Below are 20,719 nucleotides of genomic sequence, written 5' to 3' on the forward strand. Positions count from 1 at the left end.
TTAATCACTTCTTCCTCTGCCCCACCAGATCCGGTCTCACGATGCGCTCAACTGAAGGAGACGTCGTGTTTGTGGCAGGGTTGATGCCAATCCGGTCATAGGCTTCGTTGAATACGCACAGCACATCTTTGCCTCGTCGCAGAATGAATTTACGGCTTAACGCATGGACCATGACCAGATTGCCATCGACAGTTTTGGGCACGAGGCTCTCCGACCCGTCGGAGTTTTCCATATAGATCGCAGGCATTTCCTGATTGCCCGCAAAGGAGAATGTTGTGATTTTACCGTTGTCGTAGACGCTTTGTGGCTCCAGTGCCTCTGCCCCTTGTGCAGAGTACCGCCAATTGCGCGGACCATATGCCTCGTGAAGCGACAGCACATCGTCAGCATCTTTGGCTTTGGCTTTGCGCGCCTGGGCCGCAGCTTGCTGGCGACGCTGTTCGGCTTCCTCCTGCGGATATCTGAATTTCACATAAAAGTAAGTATTCTCTCCGACTTCTACCGAACCCTCCCGCACCTTAAGTTCCATCTGGTAACTGCGCGTAGACCCGTCCCGACGTGTCGTTACAACAGAGATATTGGTAACCGGTTGGTTTTCTCGTGGTTTTAAAAACAAGATATTACCGGCTGGTGCGACTTCCCAGGCAACGCTGTTGCCAAGGGCCACATGTGCAATTTCCTCATCCCGAGCAAACTCGACTTGAACCGAGGAGCGCAAGGACCCGATGATCCTTGTGATATTGTAAGGCTGATAACTGACAAAACGGACCCGACTGTCCTGCGATGCTGTTGTCGGTATCTCCAGCGCGAGGACATTGGGCACAGATGATGCCAGAAAAAATGTGACAATGATTGGAAAACGCATCAATCGATTGCCTCCGGATCTGCCCGATATTCGCTAACAGCGAAACCAAGCGGGTTCACCAGTCGGTCTGTCGATGACATCGGAGCGTTGGCGTAGGAATAGGTGAGGGTCGCAACAAAATGTGTTGTCCGGACTTCTTCACCGCGGGTTACGCTACGCATGTAGCGTACCGATGCAACGTTCTGATTAATGAGCGCGATGGAGACGATGTTAATCCGCACCGTGCAGAACGGCCATAGACATTTTGTGGTGATTGCGGATTGCTGCCACGATAAGTAGCTGCGAACCGCGCCTGTTCGGCTTGCGTAGAGAGAAGCGCAATTGTTCGAAAATTCTCCTGGGCTTCGCTCCAGACATAGCCTTCGCGTCCACGAACATATTTTGCCGCAAAATATTTGGTCACGGCTTCGTCGTAAGTGCCAGCGGTCGCCGATAGCGCTGAAACGACATCAACGATCCCGGTAGAATTGTCGACACGAACCACGAAAGGTTCGACAGTTTTCAGCGGCGCAAGGCTCGCAACGGCGATGATTGATATGCCGGCAACAATAGCGGACGCAATTGCGATCGACCACGCCAAGCGATTTGATCGCTCGACCTGAATCATGCGGTCTTGATCAAAGCGACGCGCTTTCTCGAAATAGCTTTTGAGATTGTCTGTCGTAACCATCAATCCTCGCAATCGCCAAAAGAAGCTTCAATATCGAAATGATCAAAAGCCCTGGATGGTTTGCGTTCATCAACAAAGCGCGTGATGGATTCCGCTTTGGACTTCGGCAGTGCACTCGATTTTTCCCATTGCCACATTGCGCGATTCAGTGGTCTTCGCGCATTTCCATCACATTTTGGCAAGGAATTTGTCAGCGACGAACAACTGGCAAGTGCGACCGCGAACCCGAGAACCAAGGTCGGCTTGATCACTGATAAATACCTGTTTTTTATCGCCGCAGACGAGGTCATACGCAGATCTCCTTCGCTCAGAATGCTCTTCTCATCATGCGGGTGCCGCGAGCCATGAACCCCACGCTCCGCGATGTTGCCTTGGCAAGCAATCCTTCATGCGCATCGCGTGAAGCTGTATAGCCGTAAGCCAGAGACGCTCCGCCGGACGCTAGGGCCGAAGCGATGCCTGGAAGCTGATAAAAGACATAAAGAGCGGCAATGCCGACGGCACAAAGCGCGATGGGGCGCATCAAGACATCGGAATAGCCCTCGATTGCTGTAAAAGTTGTGTCGAGACATGCAATCAGCAGCGCTCCAACAGCGACGACAAGAACCTGAAGAATGACAAAATTTGCCACTTGTCCGATCCATGCCTCTGTGAAGCGTCGCGTCGACTGGAACATGGCAAATGCGATGAAGATTGGGCCGATCGCCAGCACGATGGCTAGTGCCAATCGCGCATAAAGTGAAACGACATAGCCTATTCCCGCGACAAGAAAGCTGACGCCAATCACCAATAATCCGCCAACACCAGTTACAATATCGATGGGCCAGGAGGATCGTGACCAGATGTCGGTTGCTGAGTTCTGTCCTTTATCCAGCAGACTATCGAAGGTCGATGCGCTCGGCGCGGCACCGGAATTAAGTGCTTGCGAAATCTCGCGCGGCAGCTGTTCGAAAAAAATATTGGTGACATAGGTCTGGTATTCGCTGGCGTTCTTGACCAGCGTCACGATGATCGCAAGCTTGATTGCGCGAAAAGCAAAATCCAGGATGGGTTCATGCACCGAACCGCGCAAGATAAGATAACCAAACAGGATAACGTAAAGGGTCACGGCAACGGTAAGCGGGCCTGAAAGCCATTCGGCAATATTCGACGTCCCATCGGATATGAACATCTCCAACGGCCGCTTGAATTGTCCATCAATAAACTCGAAAACGTGATACACGGTGCTAGCCTCCAAGCGCCTTGCGTATATTCTGGAAACGCAACTTGCTATTGGCCGCTTCGGCATTCATGCAATTGACCGTATTGCGCAACTTACCTGGATTGTTGCGACACTTGTCGAGAATGCGCGACAGCATTCTGTGATCGGCCAGCAAGTCTTCGACCGTGTAGGTCGCTTCTGCTTTCTCTGTGCATGCGGACAGGAGGACGAACGCTGTCAGGATCAGGAAATTTTTCATTTCAGCGCCCCCTTCATTGCATCCATGCGACGGCGCCAATCTTCTGCCTTGCGCTGATCATCAACCTGCGTTTGCGCCTGCTGAACCATGCGCAAGCCTTCCATACGCAGCACATCGGTTTGCACAAAGGCTTGCTCGGCTAGGAGCCTTGCTTGCAAATCGGCAATTTCCTTGGCTTCACTTGCCGTGGAAACTTTCTGACGGAGTTCATCAATTCCTTCGATGCGTTTTGTTGCGGCGTCGTAAATTTTCTGACCGATCCCCATCTGGCCGGCATTTTTGTTCTGCACACGGGACAGTTCATTTGCGTAAAAATCGTCAGCAGAGGTTTTGTAGGTCGTATTTTTGTCGAGGAATTTTGTTGCAGCATCGTTCAACGCTCCGCTGCCATTGCCTTCGAATAATCCTTCTACGGCAGCAAATTCCGGCGGAAGGGCTTTTCGGATCGCTGGATCATTGAGAACCTGTGCGACATCCGCCATGTCTGTCAGCTTGTTGAAAGAGGTATAAAGCTCTTCGGCCTTCTCAATTTGCTGATGAAGAACATCGAGCTGCGATTTCAACTGCGCGATGCTTTCCAGATGTTTGGCTATCGCTGTTTGATCAATGACAGGAATGCCCTGCCCCATCGCAGCTCCTGTCGACAAGGTCAGCACTGTAGCCATCATTGCGCAAAAGCGTCTGTAGGAAGCCATCAACTTGCACTCCTTCTTTTCTGAAAAACTGGAAGCCAGTCCGCAGGATCGTTTCCGATTTCAGCGCGGATCGTATCGACAAGCTCGACATTTCCGGTACGACCGGAAAGAACAGCCAGTTCATCATCAAGGCCGTTCAGGTCGAGCTCTGCAACGACGCTGTTGTGCCCCTGTTTCAACAAGAATTGCCGGCTTTCGACTGATAGTTCGCGCGCAATCAGTTCGTATTCACGTTCGGTAAGCTTGAACCCATCGACATAGTCAGCGTGATTACCGCGCGAATTCGGGAGGAAAATCTGCGTCGGACATTGCTCGATTATCGTATGTGCAATTGGAGAGATAATCGCATCGCGCGGGCTTTGTGTTGCAAACAGCATCAGACCATTTTGCTTGCGGATGGTTTTGAGCTTGTTTTGCGCCAGATCGCGAAAGCCATCGTCCTGCAGCGCTTTCCAGAACTCATCGATAACGATGAGTATGCGCCTTCCATCAATCAGCTGTTCGACACGATGAAACAGATAAGCCATAAGGGGCGTACGGATTTCTTCATGGTCGAGAAACTCCGTCATGTCGTAACCGACGAACTTCCCGCCCCTTCCTGCCCTCATCGGGGCAAATTCGTTGAGGCCAATATCGTCGTCGTCATTGTCGAAGACCCAGCCAAGCGGCCCTTCGCGTTCCCAACGGCAAAGCCTAGCAGCGATCCCTTCAGGATCGGTATTGTTCAAGAATGTGCGTAGTGCACCAATCGTTCGGCGCTCTCTAGGCAGATCTGATAGGCCATCGATCGCAACAGCGATGTCACGCAGTTCGGTTACGGTCAAATCTCGAACATTGGAGCGAACAAGTTTGCCAACCCACACAGCAAGGAACACTTTATTTTCAGGTGTGAGCTTGAGCGCCTTTAAAGGAGCACATCCGGTCGGACTACCATTTTTGAGCGGAAGATATGTTCCGCCGGCGGCCCGCACATAAAGGTCGGCTCCACGATCCTTGTCGAAGAACACAACATGAGGATCGTGTTTTTCGAGTTGAGAAAGCATGAAGTTGATGATGACCGTCTTACCGGTCCCCGATGGTCCGCACATGAAGGTGTTGCCGAGATCGCCGTAATGAAAATTGAAATAAAACGGCGACCCGGAAGCCGTCTTCAATAGCGCGACAGCTGGCCCCCATTCGTTATTGTCCTTCTGACCGGTCGGATACGAATGATAGGGTGAAAGCGCTGCAAAATTACGCGATGTAATCGCCCCGGACCGTGCACGGTAGCGGAAATTCCCAGGAAGCTGTGCCCACCAGGCGGCCTCTAATCCAAGATCTTCGCGTGCAACGACGGCCCCACCACTCGTAAGACTTGCCCGCGCCTTGGCGAGGTTGTCGGCGAGATCTTTGACGGAGGAAGCAAAGACGGCAAGCGAAAGATGATGCCCGCCCAGAACAAATCGGTTTGATTCAAGGTCGTCCATCGCTTGCTCGAGATCACCAATCTGGGATGCTGCTTTGTCACCACTGCTAAGCATCTGATTTTGCTTACGGCCCAGGATCGATCGAGCGTCTGATTTTGAGGTGAATGCAAAGGATTGCGTCAGGATAAATTCAAATGGACTCGAGAGCACCCCATCGAGCATGCCTGTTCTGGTGCGAGCTGGATATTCTTTGAAACTTAGTATACCGGCATAGCGGCTTTCAGCCTCGTGCCGGATCTCGACAGTTTCTCGCCCAATGATAACGCGGTCAGAGTAAATAGCGGAAGAAACTGGTCCTTCCGTCAACGGAACGGGCTCGCGCCTACCACCAACCAGTTGGTGCAAAACTTCGCTCAGTTGTGAATACACAAGCCCGCCTCGCTCATAAAGCGAAAGCACGCGCGGGTGAAACCGCTCCAGGCCTGCAGTTACATCGTGAGCGCGACGAACATCCCACCTTTTCTTTTGTGAATGATGCCGCGAGATAAGCTCCTTCATTGATAGGAGCGGACCGGGATGATTGGAGATCGCGCTGATGCCATGCTTGAAGACATGGATGAAGCCAGGCATGAGGGAAAGTATCGTCGGATCGAGGTGATTACCGGCCGGCGGCAGCGGCGGAATTGGACTGACGAGGAGAAGGCGCGGATCCTTGCGGAAAGCGCGGAACCTGATGTTAACATCTCGGCCGTTGCCCGGCGCTGGGGCGTCAATCGCGGCTTGCTGAACGTCTGGCGCCGGGACGCTGGGCTGACCTCTCAACGATCTGCGAGGTCCAGTGCGCAGCAGGCGATGTTCGTGCCGGTGACGGTAGTTGGCGATCGAACGCCGGCTCCAGGCTCGCCGTCAGATGTCGCCCACTTTGCCGCGGGTCGAATTGAGATCGAGATTGCTGGCGCGCGCATGACGGTTATCGGCCCGGTAGCACCTGAACTGGCGCAAGCGATGGTGGCGGCCTTGCGAGGTCGCCGGTGATCGGAGTTTCGCCGAGTGGCGTGAAGATCATGGTGGCTACGCAACCGGTCGACTTCCGGCGCGGCATGAATGGCCTTGTGGCTTTGGTGGCGTCAGCGCTCGCGGCCGATCCCTATTGTGGCGACGTGTTCGTTTTCCGCGCCAAGCGTCTGGATCGACTTCGCTGCATTTACTGGGATGGGTCAGGCATGATCCTGGCGACAAAGTGGTTGGAGAGCGGAAAGTTTGTTTGGCCCCCGATCCGCGATGGTGCGATGCAGATGAGTGCCCAGGAGTTCTCGCTTTTGCTAGCTGGCATTGACTGGACGCGGGTCAAGCGAAACGCGGTGAGACGACCCTCAAAAGTAGGCTGATCCTATTGGTTTTGCTTGAAGATTCAGGCTAATATGATAGGGTCGGTCATGCTGCTTCGACCCGATCCCTTGCCCCAGGATGCTGCGCAATTGACCCGGATCATTCTCTTACTCGACGAAGAGAATGCCGATCTCAAAGCGCGTATTGCCTTCCTTGAGCGCCAGCTCTTCGGGACGAAATCGGAGAAGATGACGATCATCGATCCAGCCCAGGCAACGCTCGACCTGGGCGATCTAAGCGATATTCCCGTTGCAGCCAATGACGATGCCGCACCGGCCGGTGAAGACAAAACACAGGCACGGCGATCGTCTGCCCGCAATATCGGCCGCTTGCCCAAGCATCTTCCGCGCTATGAAGAGATCATTGAGCCGGAGAGCAAGATTTGCCCCTGCTGTTCGTTCGAACTGCATTGCATCGGCACGGACGTCAGCGAGGCGCTCGACATCGTACCTGCTGTTGTCCGGGTCAAACGGACGATCCGGCCGCGCTATGCATGCCGGGCCTGTGAGAGTGCCATCGTGCAAGCACCTGCACCGGCGCGCGTGATGGACGGTGGCATGGTGACCACGGCGTTTGCCGCGCATGTCGCTGTTTCGAAGTTTGCCTGGCATCTCCCGCTCAATCGACAGGCGCAAATGCTGGCCTCCTGCGGTGTCATCATCGATCGCGGTACGCTTGGCGCCTGGGTGATGCGGGTCGCCTGGTGGCTGGAGCTTCTCTATGACGCGCTTACCGCCTTTATCCGCTCGCAGCCGAGAGTGTTCTGTGACGAGACGCCGTTGCCGCGGCTCGAGCCGGGGCGCAAACGAACCAAGGTCTGCCAGTTATGGGCGCAGGCGGTTGACGACCGTCCCTGGAATGGTCCGGCACCGCCGGCCGTGGCCTATATCTTTGCCGAAAGCCGCAGCGCCCGCGAGATCGAGGGGCAATTGTCGTCGTTTACCGGCGTGCTTCAAGTCGATGGATACCAAGCCTATAAAACCATGGTCAAACGTCGGGGCAAGAGCAATGTCGCACCCATGCGGCTGGCCTTCTGCCTTGCTCATGCGCGGCGCAAGTTCGTCGATGTCGTCAAGCTGACGGGTTCTTCGGAGGCTTTGTCGATCCTTGCCAGGATTGCGGAAGTCTATCGGATCGAAGCAAAACTGCGCGGCGAAAGCGCCGATACCCGGCTCGTCGTGAGACGTCGCGAGGCTGCTCCAGTCATGAGAGAGCTGAAAGTCCACCTCACCGAACTGCGCGACGAGGTGTCGGCGAAATCGGCGCTTGGCAAGGCCGTCAGCTACACGCTCAACCATTGGAGCGGGTTGACAGCCTGCCTTGATGATGGCCGGGTCGAGATCGATTCCAATGTGGTCGAGCGTTCAATGAAATCCGTGGCCCTGACGAGGAAGAATTCGCTGTTCGTGGGCAACGAGCGGGGTGGAAAGACTTTCGCTGTCCTCGCATCGCTCGTCAACACCTGTAAACTGAATGGTGTGGACCCCGAGGTCTGGCTTGCCGATGTGCTGGAGCGCATCATCTCCGGCAAAGTGAAAGCCAACGAAATGGAAAGTCTCCTGCCGTGGGCCTGGAAGGCTGAGCGTGAAGCGATGACGCAGCAGGAGCGACGGGCGGCATGATGCACAACAGCCAGGGGACGACGGATCGACCGAAGCTTGATGACGCGGCGTTCGAAGCCTTTATCAGGGGACGCCGTCCGGCATCGCCAATCTGGTCAATGAGCGGTCTCGATGGTTATCTTACGGCTCTGATCATTGGCCCAAAGTTCATCGACCCACGCAAATGGATCCCGGAACTGACTGGCCCGGACGCCCTGAACCTGCCGATGGAAACAACCGAACATCGGGCCGTGCAGACGATCGTTGCGGAATATAACCGTATCTCGGGGAGCCTCTCTGAAACCCCGAAAGACTACCGGCCCAGGTTCACCAGGATCGATGATCAAACCTTTGATCCGTTCGATTGGGACCTCTGCTTTTTGCTGGCAACAGGATACGCGCCGAGACTTTGGCAGCCGGTTCTTCGCGGTCATGCCGTCACCGGCGATATCATTGCGCCAATTCGCAAGCTCGGCGAGACAAAACGCAAAGCCACCCGCCAGGATGCCGCTGACGTCGCTGAAGCACTCGTCAATATCCGAACCTATTTTATGCCGAAGCGGGCAAAGCAAAAGTTTTGACTGCCAGCCGGAAACCCATTCCGTCAATCACGAAAGACGTGGGCTATTCGTTGCGCTCACGTTACATCAATTACCTTGTCCTGGAGATCTTTAAATGCCTCCTCATCAAGTTCGACATTTTGCGCTCGTCTTAGCTTTGAAAAAAATCGTGTCGTTTTATCTGCACCGTAACGGGCCGGAGACCAGAGCAGCGTGAGATAAAGGTCGTTACAAAAGAGGCTTTCGCCAGCCATCTTGAGGCGATATTTTTCGTTAAGGGCGTTCGAAAACGCTGCCGAAAATTCTCCGTCCGGATAACTGTCGTTCCGCCGCCTGATAACATGCGTCCATAAGGCAAGCCGCTCATCGGCGATGTTGCGATAAAGGGTGTTGAGGTCACGGTGTAATCCATTCAAATCGAGCACATCTGCCGTTTCGAATGACACTCCTTCCAGTGCGATCATCACCATCAGCGTTCCGGCGTTAAGAGCAATCGTCGTCTCATCGACATGACGGACGTAAGGAATGTTGTCCGACATCAGCGCCTTTGAGACAAAACTGGTTTAATTAAGAAGAGAGGATTTTTGGCTCATCATAGCTTTATCAAAGGACGCAAAGATGAGACAGAAACCCGTTCCCCAAACGTCTTCTGCGGAGAGGACGATCAAAGATATCCGTCGTGCCACGCGTAAACATTATTCGGCCGAGGATAAAATCCGTATTGTTCTGGAAGGTCTGCGCGGGGAAGACAGCATTGCTGCGATCTGCCGCCGTGAGGGGATCGCCGAGAGCCTTTATTATAGCTGGTCGAAAGAATTCCTCGAGGCAGGCAAGAAGCGTCTTGCAGGCGACACCGCCCGTTCTGCCACCAGCGACGAAGTAAAAGCGCTGCGTCGTGAAAGCCGTGACCTGAAGGAGGCGCTGGCCGACGTCACCCTGGAAAACCGCCTGCTCAAAAAAAGCATGATCGGGGATGGGGGCGACGACGAATGAGATATCCCGCCTCCGAAAAGCATGAGATCATCCGGCTTGTCGAGCAGTCGCATTTGTCAGCCAGGCAGACGCTGGAAAAGCTGGGCATTCCAAGGCCGACCTTCTATCGATGGTATGATCGCTTCCAGACCTACGGTGTCGAGGGGCTGGAAGACCGGACGTCCGCACCTTCGCGGGTGTGGAATCGTATCCCTGACGATATCCGGGATCGCATCATCGCACTGGCGCTCGATCATGCCGACCTGTCACCGCGTGAACTGGCGGTGAAGTTCACTGATACGGAAAGTTATTTTGTATCAGAGGCTTCGGTCTATCGCTTACTCAAGGCTCACGACCTGATCACGTCGCCAGCCTATATTGTCATCAAGGCCAATGACGAGTTCAAGGACAAGACCACGAGGCCGAACGAGATGTGGCAAACCGACTTCACCTACCTGAAGGTCATCGGCTGGGGATGGTTTTACCTATCGACCATCCTCGATGACTACTCCCGCTACATCATCGCCTGGAAGCTGTGCACCAGCATGAAGGTGGATGACGTCACCGATACACTCGATCTTGCATTGGCCGCCTCAGGCTGTGACAAGGTCAAGGTTGAGCACCGGCCGCGTCTGCTGTCGGACAACGTCCTAAGTGCGGAAGAAAATGGGCTTGGCAGACAAAGTTTCTCTGCTCGTCAGCATGCTCACGCTGCATGACGCTCGTCAAGTCACATCGTCGAACCAGGCGGCTTCCACTGGCATGGGAAAAGGTCTCGTCCATAGCAAACACAGGGTCCATCATTTTGGCCCTCACCGTCCTTAACACGAGCTTCTGATCCAGGTGGAAGACCCAAGCATTGTCTACAGGATCATCCGAAGGATGCCCTCACGGCTCTAACTGACAGAGGTTCTTCCACCTGGTACCCGCCCTTCAACGAAGGGCCGGTAGTCTGAACCGCTTTTGACGACGGCGTGTACGACACGCGCCATCTTGGCGGTAATAGCGGTCATTGCCTTGCGGCGCAGATCGGGATTGTCACGATCTCTCGCGATGTAACGTTCGAATTTATGTCGGAAGCCGTTCTCACGCTGGCGGATGGCAACTTGCCCAGCAATCCACAGGGTCCGCCGCAGCCGCGCGTTGCCGAATTTGGAAAGCCGGGTCTGGCCGCGATACTGGCCCGATTGCTGTGTCGACAGATCCAGCCCGCAGAATTTGAGAAACTGACGGTGATGATGAAAGCGGCGTAGGTCCCCAGCCTCCGCAATGATTGTTAGCGCGTTGATCGGACCGATCCCGGGAATCTGCCGCAGTATCTGATAATCACGGCTGTGTCGCAGCAGCTCATCGGCCTGTGCTTCGATCTCGTTGCGTTGGCGGATCAAGCTGCGAGCTTCGGCGACAACCATCCGAAACATGCGAATTGCAGGCGCATCCAGCGGCAATGGCAAGCCAATAGAGGTGCGGGCAGTCTCATAAATATCCATTAAAATCTGTGACTTGCTGACTTTCCTGCCGACAACATCCCATGCCGCTTCGACGAACTTCTCCTTCGTCAGTATCGTGATGCTCGATGGTGTGGGGAAGGCATCGAGGAACGCGAAGAACCAGTCGCTGCGACTGTTACCCCGGAAACGCTCGATCTCTGGAAAATACAGCGGCAGGTAATGCGTCAGGATGCGATGTTGTATCTCGGTCTTTGCGTTAGCAATGGCTTCGTGTGTCTTCGACAATTCCTGAACGTCGTTGATGCCAGCGCGCAAGGGATCGTGATAGACCTGCGTCGAATGAATCCTCAACATGTGCAGGATCACCTGCGCATCCTTAGGATCGTTTTTATCCCAACTGTTGTGCAAGGCTTCTCGCGTGCGGGCAAGCGCCAGCGACGACACCAACCGCGTTTCGAAGCCGGCTTCCACCAACCTCCAAGCGATCGGACGATGATAGTTACCCGTTGCCTCAAAGGCGCAGACCACCGGTCGGTCATATGATTGCAAAATCTCGATCAGATGGTCATGTTCTGCACGCGTATTGAGAACAGACAACCGACGGCGGCGTTTATGACCGGGTGCTTCGATCAACACTTCATTGCGAACCTTGGCGATGTCGATGGCTACCAACACGGCATCGGCAGGTATAGAATTCTGACTGGTCATGGTCGGTCTCTCCGGAATGAGTTGCGAACACTCACATTCTAGAGGTACTTCGACTGGCCATGGCCACCTCGGACGATGCGCGCTTGCAGCAAAAAAGCTGCGCGCATCGCTCCCTCGGTGGCTCCAATTCTTCCTTCCGTAGGTGCTACGGTTCGTGTTACGTCGCCTCCGATCTCGGCGAATGGCTGGAGAAATACAAGATCGACCAGGTTCACGGCGCTCCCGGCCACCCGCAGACGCAAGGGAAAATCGAACGCTGGCACCAGACGCTGAAGAACCGCATCCTGCTTGAAAACTACTTCTTCAAGGAGGACCTCGAAGCCCAGATTGCAGCCTTCGTTGAGCATTACAATCATCGCCGTTACCATGAGAGCCTCGACAATCTCACTCCCGCCGACGTCTACTTCGGACGCGGACAGACCATCCTGCTCGAACGCGAAAGGATCAAACGAGACACGATCAAAAAACGCCGCTTGAACCACCAAGCCAAAGCCGCTTAAATCAAACCCCAAACCGAGCCGGAAACTCCAATCTTCAAAAGCACAAATAGTCTCAAATCATTCGACGACGGACAGACCTGTATATCGCTCAGCATGCCGAGCACACGCATATTATCCCCACAGTAGCGACAGAGATCGGCAGGAGGATGGTTTCGGCAGGGCGAGCCGAGGAAGCTTTGAGAACCCTTGACAACGCACAAATCGGTGAGCGGTATCAAGTTCCCTACGATTGGCAGGCGACACGAGCCGACGCTCTTGAAATGCTCGGTCGTGGTGAAGAAGCACAACAGTTTCGCTGGCAGTGCTTTGAACAGTCTCTCAATGACGGCATGCTGAAGGAATTTGTGCGCCGATTACCGGATTTTGACGATGTGGAGGCTGAGGAAAAGGCATTTGCATACGCTCAGACCCATCCCGATGTCCAGCAGGCATTGATACTCTTTTTGAACTATCCTTCTCCTGCCGAAGCAGCCAAATTGGTAACGCACCGAGCCGCCGGACTAGATGGCGATCGTTACGAACTGCTTTCTCCTGCAGCAGAAGTGCTAAGCGCGAAATATCCACTGGCAGCGACCCTCCTTCTGCGTGCCATGATCGATTTTACGCTCAATTATGCTCGCTCCAGTCGTTACAAGCACGCCGCGCGACATCTCATGGAATGTGCGTCTCTGGCACATCAGATAGAAGAGTTTGCAGAGTTCAAAACGCATGATGACTACGTTGCGAATTTGAAAAAGGTGCATGGCCGAAAACATGGCTTTTGGAGCCTGATGCGATAGTTATTTTTCCCCTTGATGTCCAAAAATCGCTCGCATTTGGCAATTTCCAAGCTGGATTGAAAATTTCCGCTGATTGGAGAAAAGCGGCCAGCATTAAGGAGAGCTATTTATCGCTAAAGATGATAGCGTCCAACGGTGCAGTTTGGAACGTAGATGATCTGGCTACTCGCCTGAAACACCTAATGCATCAAGCGCAATCTGGCGAGCACGGCGCGCGGTTTCCTCGTCGCAAATGAGTACATTGCCGGTGCCGGAGAGCAGCGCGGCAGCAAGCGCTTCTGCCTTGTTAAGCCCGCCCGACGCGAACACCACAGTCGGCACGCTTTTTAGGGTCTCGAATGACGGCGCTATGGCGCGCCGGTTGATCGGATGGTCGATGGGCTTACCATTCCGGTCAATAAACTGCGCGACGATATCGCCGCAGGCACCAGCTGCAATCAGTTCATCCAACGAAACGTCACTCGGCAATCCGTAGCGGATTAGCAGCGAACGCATCGTCAAGTCGCCGATACTGACAAGGATGATGTCGTTCTTCCTGATCCGCTCAAAAGCGCTTTCGAACACGTCCTGACTGACGATGGCGTCGCGAGATTGGGGGCTGCCAGCGTAAATCGGCGCGGCGAGGTAAGCGCATTGCGCATTGAGCTGGCGCGCCAGATCACTCGCAATATCGAATGTATTGATCTCGATGCCATGCGTGAGACCGCCGAGGACGGAACTGACGGAAACATCGGGCCGTTTCAGCTTAGGCATGTGACGCACCATCTCACGCAATGTCGCGCCCCACCCCACACCGATCCCCGATATGTCGGTGGTGTTCAGCTGGTCTAAGAGATAATGGGCGGTCGCCTGTCCCACCAGCACAGGCACCAGCTCAGGATTGTCGGGCGTCGGCACGATACTGGCGTGCCGCAACGAAAAATCGGCGACGAGCTGTCGCTCCAATTCTACGCATGACACCAGTCGAGAGTTCAACGTGATCGTCACCAGCGCCGACCGGCGCGCCTCGGCGATAATCTTATTGATGCGCAGGCGATTGGTGGAGAAGGCCTGCGCGATTTCTCCTTGTGTCCGACCTTCCATGAAATATTGCCAGACGACGCGCATCTGCATCTGTTCTTCGGCGAGCGCAGCTGGACCGTTCAACAACGGTTTTCCGTTCATCATCAGAACCTCATTTGCCAACCGGGCCCGCCCGGCGGACCCTCTGCCTGTCTGCCTTGGTGTAGCAGCGCTTCTCCCGCACGGAAAGATACCGGCACTCCGAATTTACGGCACAAATCGCTGATTCTACTGTTTCAATATCTAATGTATTTACATCTGTAATTATCTATTGACAACTGTTTCGACCTACCTAGACTGAATGTCGTCAAAGTTGAAGCATTACCGGGAGGAAAGAGCGATGCCGCCGGAAATCAAAAGGGCAAAACGACACCGACCTATCCCGTACGATATGCGGGCTGGCTTTCCTGCCGTCCATCCAATGCCCTGCGTGCAGGGATGATTGCCATGACCGACATAACATCAGCAGGCTTGGATGCTCTTGAAAATATTGCTCTCATCATTTTTGACTGTGACGGGGTGCTGATTGACAGCGAGCCTATCGCCAGCCGGACACTTGCCGAAATGCTGCGCAATGCCGGCATGTCCATCACGGACGAGGAGGCGCATGTCAGGTTCACCGGCCATTCAGAACCGTCTATCCGCAGGATCTGTGCGGAAGAACTGGGCATGATCGACATCGATGCCCATTTCTCCGCCTGGCACACGCGTCTTTATGAGGAATTTGGGTGTTCGCTCACATCGATGCCGGGCATTGATGCGGTGGTCAAAAGCGTGAGGCGGCCCAAATGCGTTGCCTCAAACAGTTCCATCGAGCGCCTCAAAAGCAGTTTGGGCAAGCTTGATTTGTGGGAGCATTTCCATCCCGCAGTGTTCAGCGCCCAGATGGTGGCAAGACCCAAGCCTGCCCCAGACCTTCTTTTGCATTGCGCTGAACAATTCCACGTCAAGCCGGAGCATTGCGTGATGATCGACGACAGTTCGCACGGCGTCCTCGCCGCCAATGCAGCAGGCATGACTGCAATCGGATTTGTCGATCCAGCAGATCCGCGTCCCGACCGGGCTTCGCTTCTCAAGGCCAGCGGCGCTGCTTTCGTTGTCAACGGAGCAGCAGAATTACCGGCTGCGATAACCGCTGCCAATATCCTCATCGGTGAACATGACTGACCGACTGACCGGAACGTTACATTTGCAAGTCCACACCAACAGTTGTAAACCTTTTTCGATGCGGCGAATTGATCTGATCAGTTTGCAATCAGGGGAATGAAGGAATGGTCCGCGTCATACAGATTTCAGACACGCATCTTGGACGCCACAAGGCGCATTTCGTGGAAAATTGGCAGCCTTTGAAAAACTGGCTCGCCAGTGAAAATCCCAATCTCATCATTCATTCCGGCGATATCAGCGTGGACGGCGCGGATGTCGAGGACGATTTTACCTTCTGCCGCGAAGTGATGGTCGGCCTGCCCGCCCCGATGCTGGTTGTTCCTGGAAACCACGATGTCGGCGAACCGCAAAGCGCACATCAGCCGACCAATGAACATCGTTTGGAACGCTGGAACCGACAGTATGGCGCAGATTTCTGGGCAAAGGATGTGGGAAAGTGGCGCCTTCTCGGGTTCGATTCCATGATCCTGAGTTCCGGTCTTGCGGCGGAAGAAGCGCAGTTTCACTGGCTGGAACGACAAATGCAGAGCGCGGACGGCCGCCGCATCGCATGGTTTACCCACCAACCTCTGTTTATCAATGGCTGGGACGATATCGACAACGGTTATTGGTCAGTAAGGCCGGAACCACGCACCCGGCTGCAGCGCCTCACGCAGCGCTTCGGTGTCGATCTTATCGCCAGTGGTCATCTTCATCTGTCACACGATTTCGTTCTCGACGGCATCCAGTTCGTCTGGTGTCCGTCAGCCGCCTTCGCGGTTGGTCCAGACATGCAGCCGCCTTTGGGCGGCGAAAAGCAGCTTGGCGCCGTACGATACGATTTCTCGGATTCAGGTTTCAGCTTTAAGCGTGTACATCTGCCGGAACTGAAGATGATGTGGATCGATGACGTTGTGCATGAGGTTTACCCCCAGCGATAGTTGGAGCGGGCGACGAATGCTGGAGGAGAGTTTTTGTCCCAGGTCGATATCCAAAACATCAGTAAATCGTTCGGAAGCCTCAAGGTACTGGACGACATTAATATTTCGATCCGCGACGGGGAATTTCTTACCCTCGTTGGACCTTCGGGCTGCGGCAAGTCGACACTCGTGCGCATCATCGCCGGCCTGGAAAGCCAGTCGGCAGGTACGATCAGCGTGGACGGCGCATCGGTGAACCACCTGCGCCCGCATGAGCGCAAGCTGTCGATGGTGTTTCAAAGTTACGCGCTTTATCCGCATATGACGGCTTTCGACAACATCGCTGTTCCCCTCACAGTAGAAAAACTCAGCCTGTTGGAGCGCATCCCGCTGATCAAACATCTCTCGCCACGCCGCAAAAGGCTAACACAAGAGATTGCACAACAGGTCGAAGCCGTGGCCGGCCAATTGAAGATTGAGGCGCTGCTTGGCCGCAAACCTGCGCAGCTTTCTGGCGGGCAGCGCCAGCGCGTGGCGCTCGGCCGGGCGATGGTCCGCCAGCCGCGCGCCTTCTTGATGGACGAACCGCTATCCAATCTGGACGCGAAACTGCGCGTCCACATGCGCACAGAACTGACCGAACTGCACAAGCGCATGGGCGCGACCTTCATCTATGTCACGCACGACCAGATCGAAGCCATGACCATGTCGGACCGTGTCGCAATGATGGACGGCGGCAAGGTGCAGCAGCTCGGGACGCCGACGGAACTTTATGAGCATCCGACCAATCTGGAAGTGGCCCGCTTCATCGGTAGCCCAACAATCAATACTATGCCCGCATCGATTGGACCGGCCGGTCGGGTGGAAATACAAGGCAGGCCACTTGGCATCGCCGTCAACCTGCCGCAGGGCGAGAGTGTGACCATCGGCATCAGGCCGGAGGCGCTCGACCTTCTTTCGCTTAAGCAGACGGCCACAGGTCAACCAATCATCGACGCACGCCTGCGCCGCACGGAAAATCTCGGCGCCGAATTTCTCCATCACCTCGACCTGACCGGCACGGAAGCGACCAGTTTCATCATGCGCACGACTTCGCCGCATGAAGACATCCACGAAGGCGATGCTGTGCGACTGACCTTCGACCCCACGCTTTGCCATATTTTCGGCCCCGACGGACGGCGGGCGGAAAAAACGCATGTGCTCTTGTCAGGCGACGATTCCGGGAGGGCAAAACATGGCTCAACCCGTTGAACCGGCTCTTGGACAAAGGCTCGGGCGGCGAGAATTCGTTGAGAAGCTGACAGGGCTTGGCCTGGCGGCACCCGCATTCATACTGCTCCTGTTGCTCCATATCGTGCCGCTGATTGTCTTAGTGGTGCTCAGTCTCACCGATTATCAGCTTGGCGACCTGACGCTGTCATTTGCCGGCCTCAAGAATTTTTCCAATGCCTTGCACGACGAAACCTTCCGTCGATCGCTCTTCAACACGTTCATCTACGTGGCCTTCGTGGTTCCCGGATCAGTGGGGCTCGGCCTCCTGTTCGCCCTTCTCATCCATGGCCGAACGCGTAGCCGCGCAATCTATGAGGTCATCTTCTTCCTGCCGGTCACGGCAACGCTTATTGCCATGGCGTCGGTATGGAAATTCCTGCTTCATCCAAGCCTTGGACCAATCAACGCGATTATTGTTGCCCTGGGCTTCCAGCCGGTCAATTTCCTCAGCGACCCTGCCTATGCGCTGCCGACGTTGGCGGTCATTGGAATCTGGCAACTTGTCGGGTTCAACATGGTGCTGTTTTTGGCCGGTCTCTCGGCGATCCCCAAAGACCTCTATGAAGCCGCTGATATTGATGGTGCAGCTGGCGTGATCGACCGCTTCCTGACCGTGACCTGGCCGATGCTTGGGCCGACGACCATGTTCGTCCTCATCACTACATCCATCACCGCCTTCAAGGTCTTTGACACGGTAGTCGCGATCACGCGGGGCGGCCCACAAGATTCCACCAATGTGATTCTCTATGCGATCTATCTGGAAGGCTTCCAGTATTTTTCGACCGCCTATGCCGCAGCGCTGACGCTGGTGTTTTTGGCATTCATCCTGATCTTTTCGGGCATCCAGACCTTTTTCATCGACAGGAGGGTGCACTATTGACACCGCTATCGGACGAACAGCCACAAATCGCCAGCCCGCCTGCACGCAGCTTCTCGGAGCTGAAACGGGGACTTGGCTTCATCGCGGTCCACGCCATCTTGATCTTAGGTGCAATCTTCATCGTCATGCCCTTCGTCTGGATGCTCGTCACATCAATCAAACCGCCAAATGAGATATTCAGCGCTCAGCTGCGGCTATGGCCAACGCAGTTTTATGGCGTGGAAAATTACAGCTTCGCGCTTGAAAGCGCACCTTTGCTGCGCTTTGCGCTGAACGGCGTCATTGTGTGCAGCGGTATCCTTCTGGTCCAGTTGATCGTCGCGATCCCGTGTGCCTACGCACTGGCCAAGCTGAAATTTACCGGCCGCAACCTTTTCTTCGTTCTGATCCTGCTGGCACTGGCGATCCCCATCCAGGTGCCAGCGCTTCCCCTCTATATCGCTCTGGCCTGGGCTGGTCAGCTCAATAGCTATTTTTCGATGATGCTGCCGTTTTTCCTGTCAGCCTTCGCAATATTCCTGTTCCGGCAGTTTTTTAGGAGTTTCCCCGACGATATCATCAATGCCGCACGACTTGACGGCATGGGCGAGCTTGAAATCATCTGGCGCATCGTCACGCCGAGTGCCATGCCGGCAATCGCCGCTTTCGCGGTGTTCTCGATTGTCGCGCACTGGAACGACCTTTATTGGCCGCTCATCGTCATTTCCGACAACCAGCTCGCACCGCCGCCGCTTGGCATGCTGCTCTTCGCTGACGCGGAAACTGGCTCGAATTATGGAGCGCTGACGGCGGCCGCCACCATGCTCACCGCCCCGCTCGTGATCTGCTTCCTGATTGCGCGCAAGCGCTTCATTCAGGGCATCACCATGACCGGTGTCAAATAAGAAGCCTCAATATATAAACGTCTGAATCCAGGGAGGAACATATGAAACACATAGCAAAATTCATCGCAGCCGGAACCTTTACGCTTTGTATGGCGGGAACGGCACCCGCCGCCGAGGTGACACTGGACGTGCTCTACGCACAATCCGGCTTCGCGAAGTTCCATGACCCAATTTCGCAAGCCTTCATGAAGGAACACCCGGATATCACGATAAAATTCCGGGCTCCTGCCAAGGACTACGACGAAGGCCATCTCCTGATGCAGCGGCTGGCCGTGACCAATCAGTTGCCCGACATCTATTTCCCAGGCTACCATCTTATGCCCGAGCTTGCGCGCACTTTGTCCAAGCGCAACCAGATCGTAGACCTCAAGCCGTTTCTGGATGCCGAACCACAAAACTGGATAACGGAGAATTATTCACAGTCCATGCTCGATATTGGCGTTGTAGATGGCGTGAAATACGGTATGGCCTTCAACGCGTCGCTTCCAATTCTTTACATCAATGAAAGCGCCGTCGAGAAAGCAGGTTTGGACCCCAAGGAGGTACCTGCGACTTGGGACGATCTTCTGGCGCGCGCCAAGAAAATCCATGACGCAGACCCGAAGATGACGGGTATCGGTTATACAATCTACGATTGGCCCGACGATTGGCTCTGGCAGACCATTTTGCGGCAGGAAGGAACGCAGCTCGTCGAGCCTGAAACCGGAAAGGCCGGCTTCAACAATGAAAAGGGTCTGGCAGCTCTCAAAATTCTCCGTCGTATCGTGACTGAGGGCGGTGAGAATTTGCTGGAATTTGAACAGGCGCGCCAGCAATTCGCAGCCGGACAAACCGCCTATTTCATCGACACACCCGCCCGCCTTGCACAGATTATCGGCCTTGTAGGAGACCGCTTCAAACTGAACACGATAAGAGTACCGATTGACGATAAGGAGAATGGCGGCCTCCCAACGGGCGGCGCAGCAGGCATCATTCTTTCACAAGATAAGGCCGTGCAGAAAGCTGCATGGGAATATCTGAAATTCGCTACCGGCCCGAAAGGACAGAGTATCGTGGTAGAAACGACAGGGTATCTGCCGACGAACAAACTGGCTGACGGCGCTGATTATCTTGCGCCTTTTTACCAAAAGGAACCGCGCTTCAAAACAGTGGCATCCCAAATCGAGCTGGCGCGCCCGTGGGAGGGCTATCCGACCGGATCGTCGGTGCGCATCTGGCGTGCGGAACGCGACATCATTGCCAAGGTTATGCGGGGCGACCTTACCCCTGAAGATGCCCTTCCCATGCTCGTGAAGACGGTCGATGAAATGACTAAGTAAGTTCTCATCATTAACAGCTAACTTTGCCCTGTAGCCCTTAGCAGCGCATAGATTGTATCGCCAGCCTGTCATCGGTCTTCATATGACCGTTGGCAGGCAAATTCCAAAACGGCACAGCAACCCCCATAACAAACGACCGTTGGTCCTTGGTTGGCACGCTTTTGCGTTGAAATGCGGTGA

At 54.7% G+C, this 20,719-nt stretch carries 16 protein-coding genes and 7 pseudogenes; 13 read left to right on the plus strand and 10 right to left on the minus strand.

Annotation, left to right across the window (positions count from 1 at the left end; all coding sequences use genetic code 11):
* Positions 1-4 precede the first annotated feature (4 nt).
* The 7 genes and pseudogenes from virB9 to MKS82_RS06835 form a co-directional block, all read right to left on the minus strand.
* Complete coding sequence (gene virB9, locus MKS82_RS06805) at positions 5-865, minus strand: P-type conjugative transfer protein VirB9 (protein ID WP_176037262.1); 861 nt, start codon at positions 863-865, stop codon at positions 5-7.
* Positions 865-1,535 (minus strand): annotated as a pseudogene (locus MKS82_RS06810) (virB8 family protein). The gene virB9 and the pseudogene MKS82_RS06810 overlap by 1 nt, the downstream one beginning before the upstream one ends.
* On the minus strand, positions 1,535-1,825 hold the full coding sequence (locus MKS82_RS06815; protein WP_235969095.1) for a hypothetical protein: 291 nt from the start codon (positions 1,823-1,825) through the stop codon (positions 1,535-1,537). The pseudogene MKS82_RS06810 and the gene MKS82_RS06815 overlap by 1 nt, the downstream one beginning before the upstream one ends.
* A 17-nt stretch (positions 1,826-1,842) precedes the next feature.
* Complete coding sequence (locus tag MKS82_RS06820) at positions 1,843-2,757, minus strand: type IV secretion system protein (protein WP_176037260.1); 915 nt, start codon at positions 2,755-2,757, stop codon at positions 1,843-1,845.
* 4 nt (positions 2,758-2,761) lie between these two features.
* Positions 2,762-2,995, minus strand: a complete 234-nt coding sequence (locus MKS82_RS06825) for an EexN family lipoprotein (RefSeq protein WP_176037259.1) — start codon at positions 2,993-2,995, stop codon at positions 2,762-2,764.
* Positions 2,992-3,690, minus strand: coding sequence for a P-type DNA transfer protein VirB5 (gene virB5 / locus MKS82_RS06830; RefSeq protein ID WP_176037294.1), 699 nt, complete (start codon positions 3,688-3,690; stop codon positions 2,992-2,994). Before virB5 ends, MKS82_RS06825 begins: the two co-directional genes overlap by 4 nt.
* Positions 3,690-5,606 (minus strand): annotated as a pseudogene (locus tag MKS82_RS06835) (VirB4 family type IV secretion/conjugal transfer ATPase); the annotation flags it as partial. The gene virB5 and the pseudogene MKS82_RS06835, both read right to left, overlap by 1 nt.
* 66 nt (positions 5,607-5,672) lie before the next feature.
* Between MKS82_RS06835 and tnpA the strand changes: the two are divergent.
* The 4 genes from tnpA to MKS82_RS06855 are packed head-to-tail and all read left to right on the plus strand — an operon-like array spanning position 5,673 to position 8,667.
* Complete coding sequence (gene tnpA / locus MKS82_RS06840) at positions 5,673-6,131, plus strand: IS66-like element accessory protein TnpA (RefSeq protein WP_168436537.1); 459 nt, start codon at positions 5,673-5,675, stop codon at positions 6,129-6,131.
* The gene (gene tnpB / locus MKS82_RS06845; protein WP_105528926.1) at positions 6,128-6,484 is read left to right on the plus strand and encodes an IS66 family insertion sequence element accessory protein TnpB; all 357 of its coding nucleotides are present in this window, start codon (positions 6,128-6,130) and stop codon (positions 6,482-6,484) included. The genes tnpA and tnpB overlap by 4 nt, the downstream gene beginning before the upstream one ends.
* A 48-nt stretch (positions 6,485-6,532) precedes the next feature.
* A complete protein-coding gene (tnpC, locus tag MKS82_RS06850; RefSeq protein ID WP_151607717.1) occupies positions 6,533-8,107 on the plus strand; it encodes an IS66 family transposase in 1,575 nt (524 codons plus the stop codon).
* Positions 8,104-8,667, plus strand: coding sequence for a UPF0149 family protein (locus MKS82_RS06855; RefSeq protein WP_105528924.1), 564 nt, complete (start codon positions 8,104-8,106; stop codon positions 8,665-8,667). Before tnpC ends, MKS82_RS06855 begins: the two co-directional genes overlap by 4 nt.
* A 59-nt stretch (positions 8,668-8,726) precedes the next feature.
* Here the strand turns inward: MKS82_RS06855 and MKS82_RS06860 are convergent.
* Positions 8,727-9,185: pseudogene (locus MKS82_RS06860) on the minus strand (transporter); the annotation flags it as partial.
* A 79-nt stretch (positions 9,186-9,264) separates the two neighbouring features.
* On the opposite strand from MKS82_RS06860, the pseudogene MKS82_RS06865 reads away from it, so the two are divergent.
* Positions 9,265-10,265: pseudogene (locus tag MKS82_RS06865) on the plus strand (helix-turn-helix domain-containing protein); the annotation flags it as partial.
* A gap of 224 nt (positions 10,266-10,489) precedes the next feature.
* On the opposite strand, the pseudogene MKS82_RS06870 reads toward MKS82_RS06865, so the two are convergent.
* Positions 10,490-11,777 (minus strand): annotated as a pseudogene (locus MKS82_RS06870) (IS110 family transposase).
* A gap of 149 nt (positions 11,778-11,926) precedes the next feature.
* On the opposite strand from MKS82_RS06870, the pseudogene MKS82_RS06875 reads away from it, so the two are divergent.
* Together MKS82_RS06875 and MKS82_RS06880 are read left to right on the plus strand one after the other, a co-directional pair.
* Positions 11,927-12,277, plus strand: a pseudogene (locus tag MKS82_RS06875) (integrase core domain-containing protein); the annotation flags it as partial.
* A gap of 74 nt (positions 12,278-12,351) precedes the next feature.
* Positions 12,352-13,056: pseudogene (locus MKS82_RS06880) on the plus strand (DUF6880 family protein); the annotation flags it as partial.
* A 162-nt stretch (positions 13,057-13,218) separates the two neighbouring features.
* Here MKS82_RS06880 and MKS82_RS06885 read toward each other — a convergent pair.
* Positions 13,219-14,220 (minus strand): sugar-binding transcriptional regulator, encoded by a 1,002-nt coding sequence (locus tag MKS82_RS06885; protein WP_109986282.1) that lies wholly within the window; start codon positions 14,218-14,220, stop codon positions 13,219-13,221.
* 345 nt (positions 14,221-14,565) lie between these two features.
* Here MKS82_RS06885 and MKS82_RS06890 point away from each other — a divergent pair, with 345 nt between their 5' ends.
* The 6 genes from MKS82_RS06890 to MKS82_RS06915 all read left to right on the plus strand — a co-directional run bounded on the left by MKS82_RS06890 (position 14,566) and on the right by MKS82_RS06915 (position 20,539).
* Complete coding sequence (locus MKS82_RS06890) at positions 14,566-15,285, plus strand: HAD family hydrolase (protein ID WP_109986281.1); 720 nt, start codon at positions 14,566-14,568, stop codon at positions 15,283-15,285.
* Positions 15,286-15,389: 104 nt separating this feature from the next.
* On the plus strand, positions 15,390-16,205 hold the full coding sequence (locus MKS82_RS06895) for a metallophosphoesterase family protein (RefSeq protein ID WP_240578573.1): 816 nt from the start codon (positions 15,390-15,392) through the stop codon (positions 16,203-16,205).
* A 33-nt stretch (positions 16,206-16,238) separates the two neighbouring features.
* A complete protein-coding gene (locus tag MKS82_RS06900; protein WP_109986208.1) occupies positions 16,239-17,435 on the plus strand; it encodes an ABC transporter ATP-binding protein in 1,197 nt (398 codons plus the stop codon).
* Positions 17,419-18,336, plus strand: a complete 918-nt coding sequence (locus MKS82_RS06905) for a carbohydrate ABC transporter permease (RefSeq protein WP_109986207.1) — start codon at positions 17,419-17,421, stop codon at positions 18,334-18,336. Before MKS82_RS06900 ends, MKS82_RS06905 begins: the two co-directional genes overlap by 17 nt.
* Before the next feature lie 59 nt (positions 18,337-18,395).
* Positions 18,396-19,220, plus strand: coding sequence for a carbohydrate ABC transporter permease (locus MKS82_RS06910; RefSeq protein WP_176037291.1), 825 nt, complete (start codon positions 18,396-18,398; stop codon positions 19,218-19,220).
* Positions 19,221-19,261: 41 nt separating this feature from the next.
* On the plus strand, positions 19,262-20,539 hold the full coding sequence (locus MKS82_RS06915; protein ID WP_240578574.1) for an ABC transporter substrate-binding protein: 1,278 nt from the start codon (positions 19,262-19,264) through the stop codon (positions 20,537-20,539).
* The last annotated feature ends 180 nt before the right edge of the window (positions 20,540-20,719 follow it).

Source organism: Ochrobactrum sp. A-1, from assembly GCF_022488005.1.
Taxonomy (GTDB): Bacteria; Pseudomonadota; Alphaproteobacteria; order Rhizobiales; family Rhizobiaceae; genus Brucella.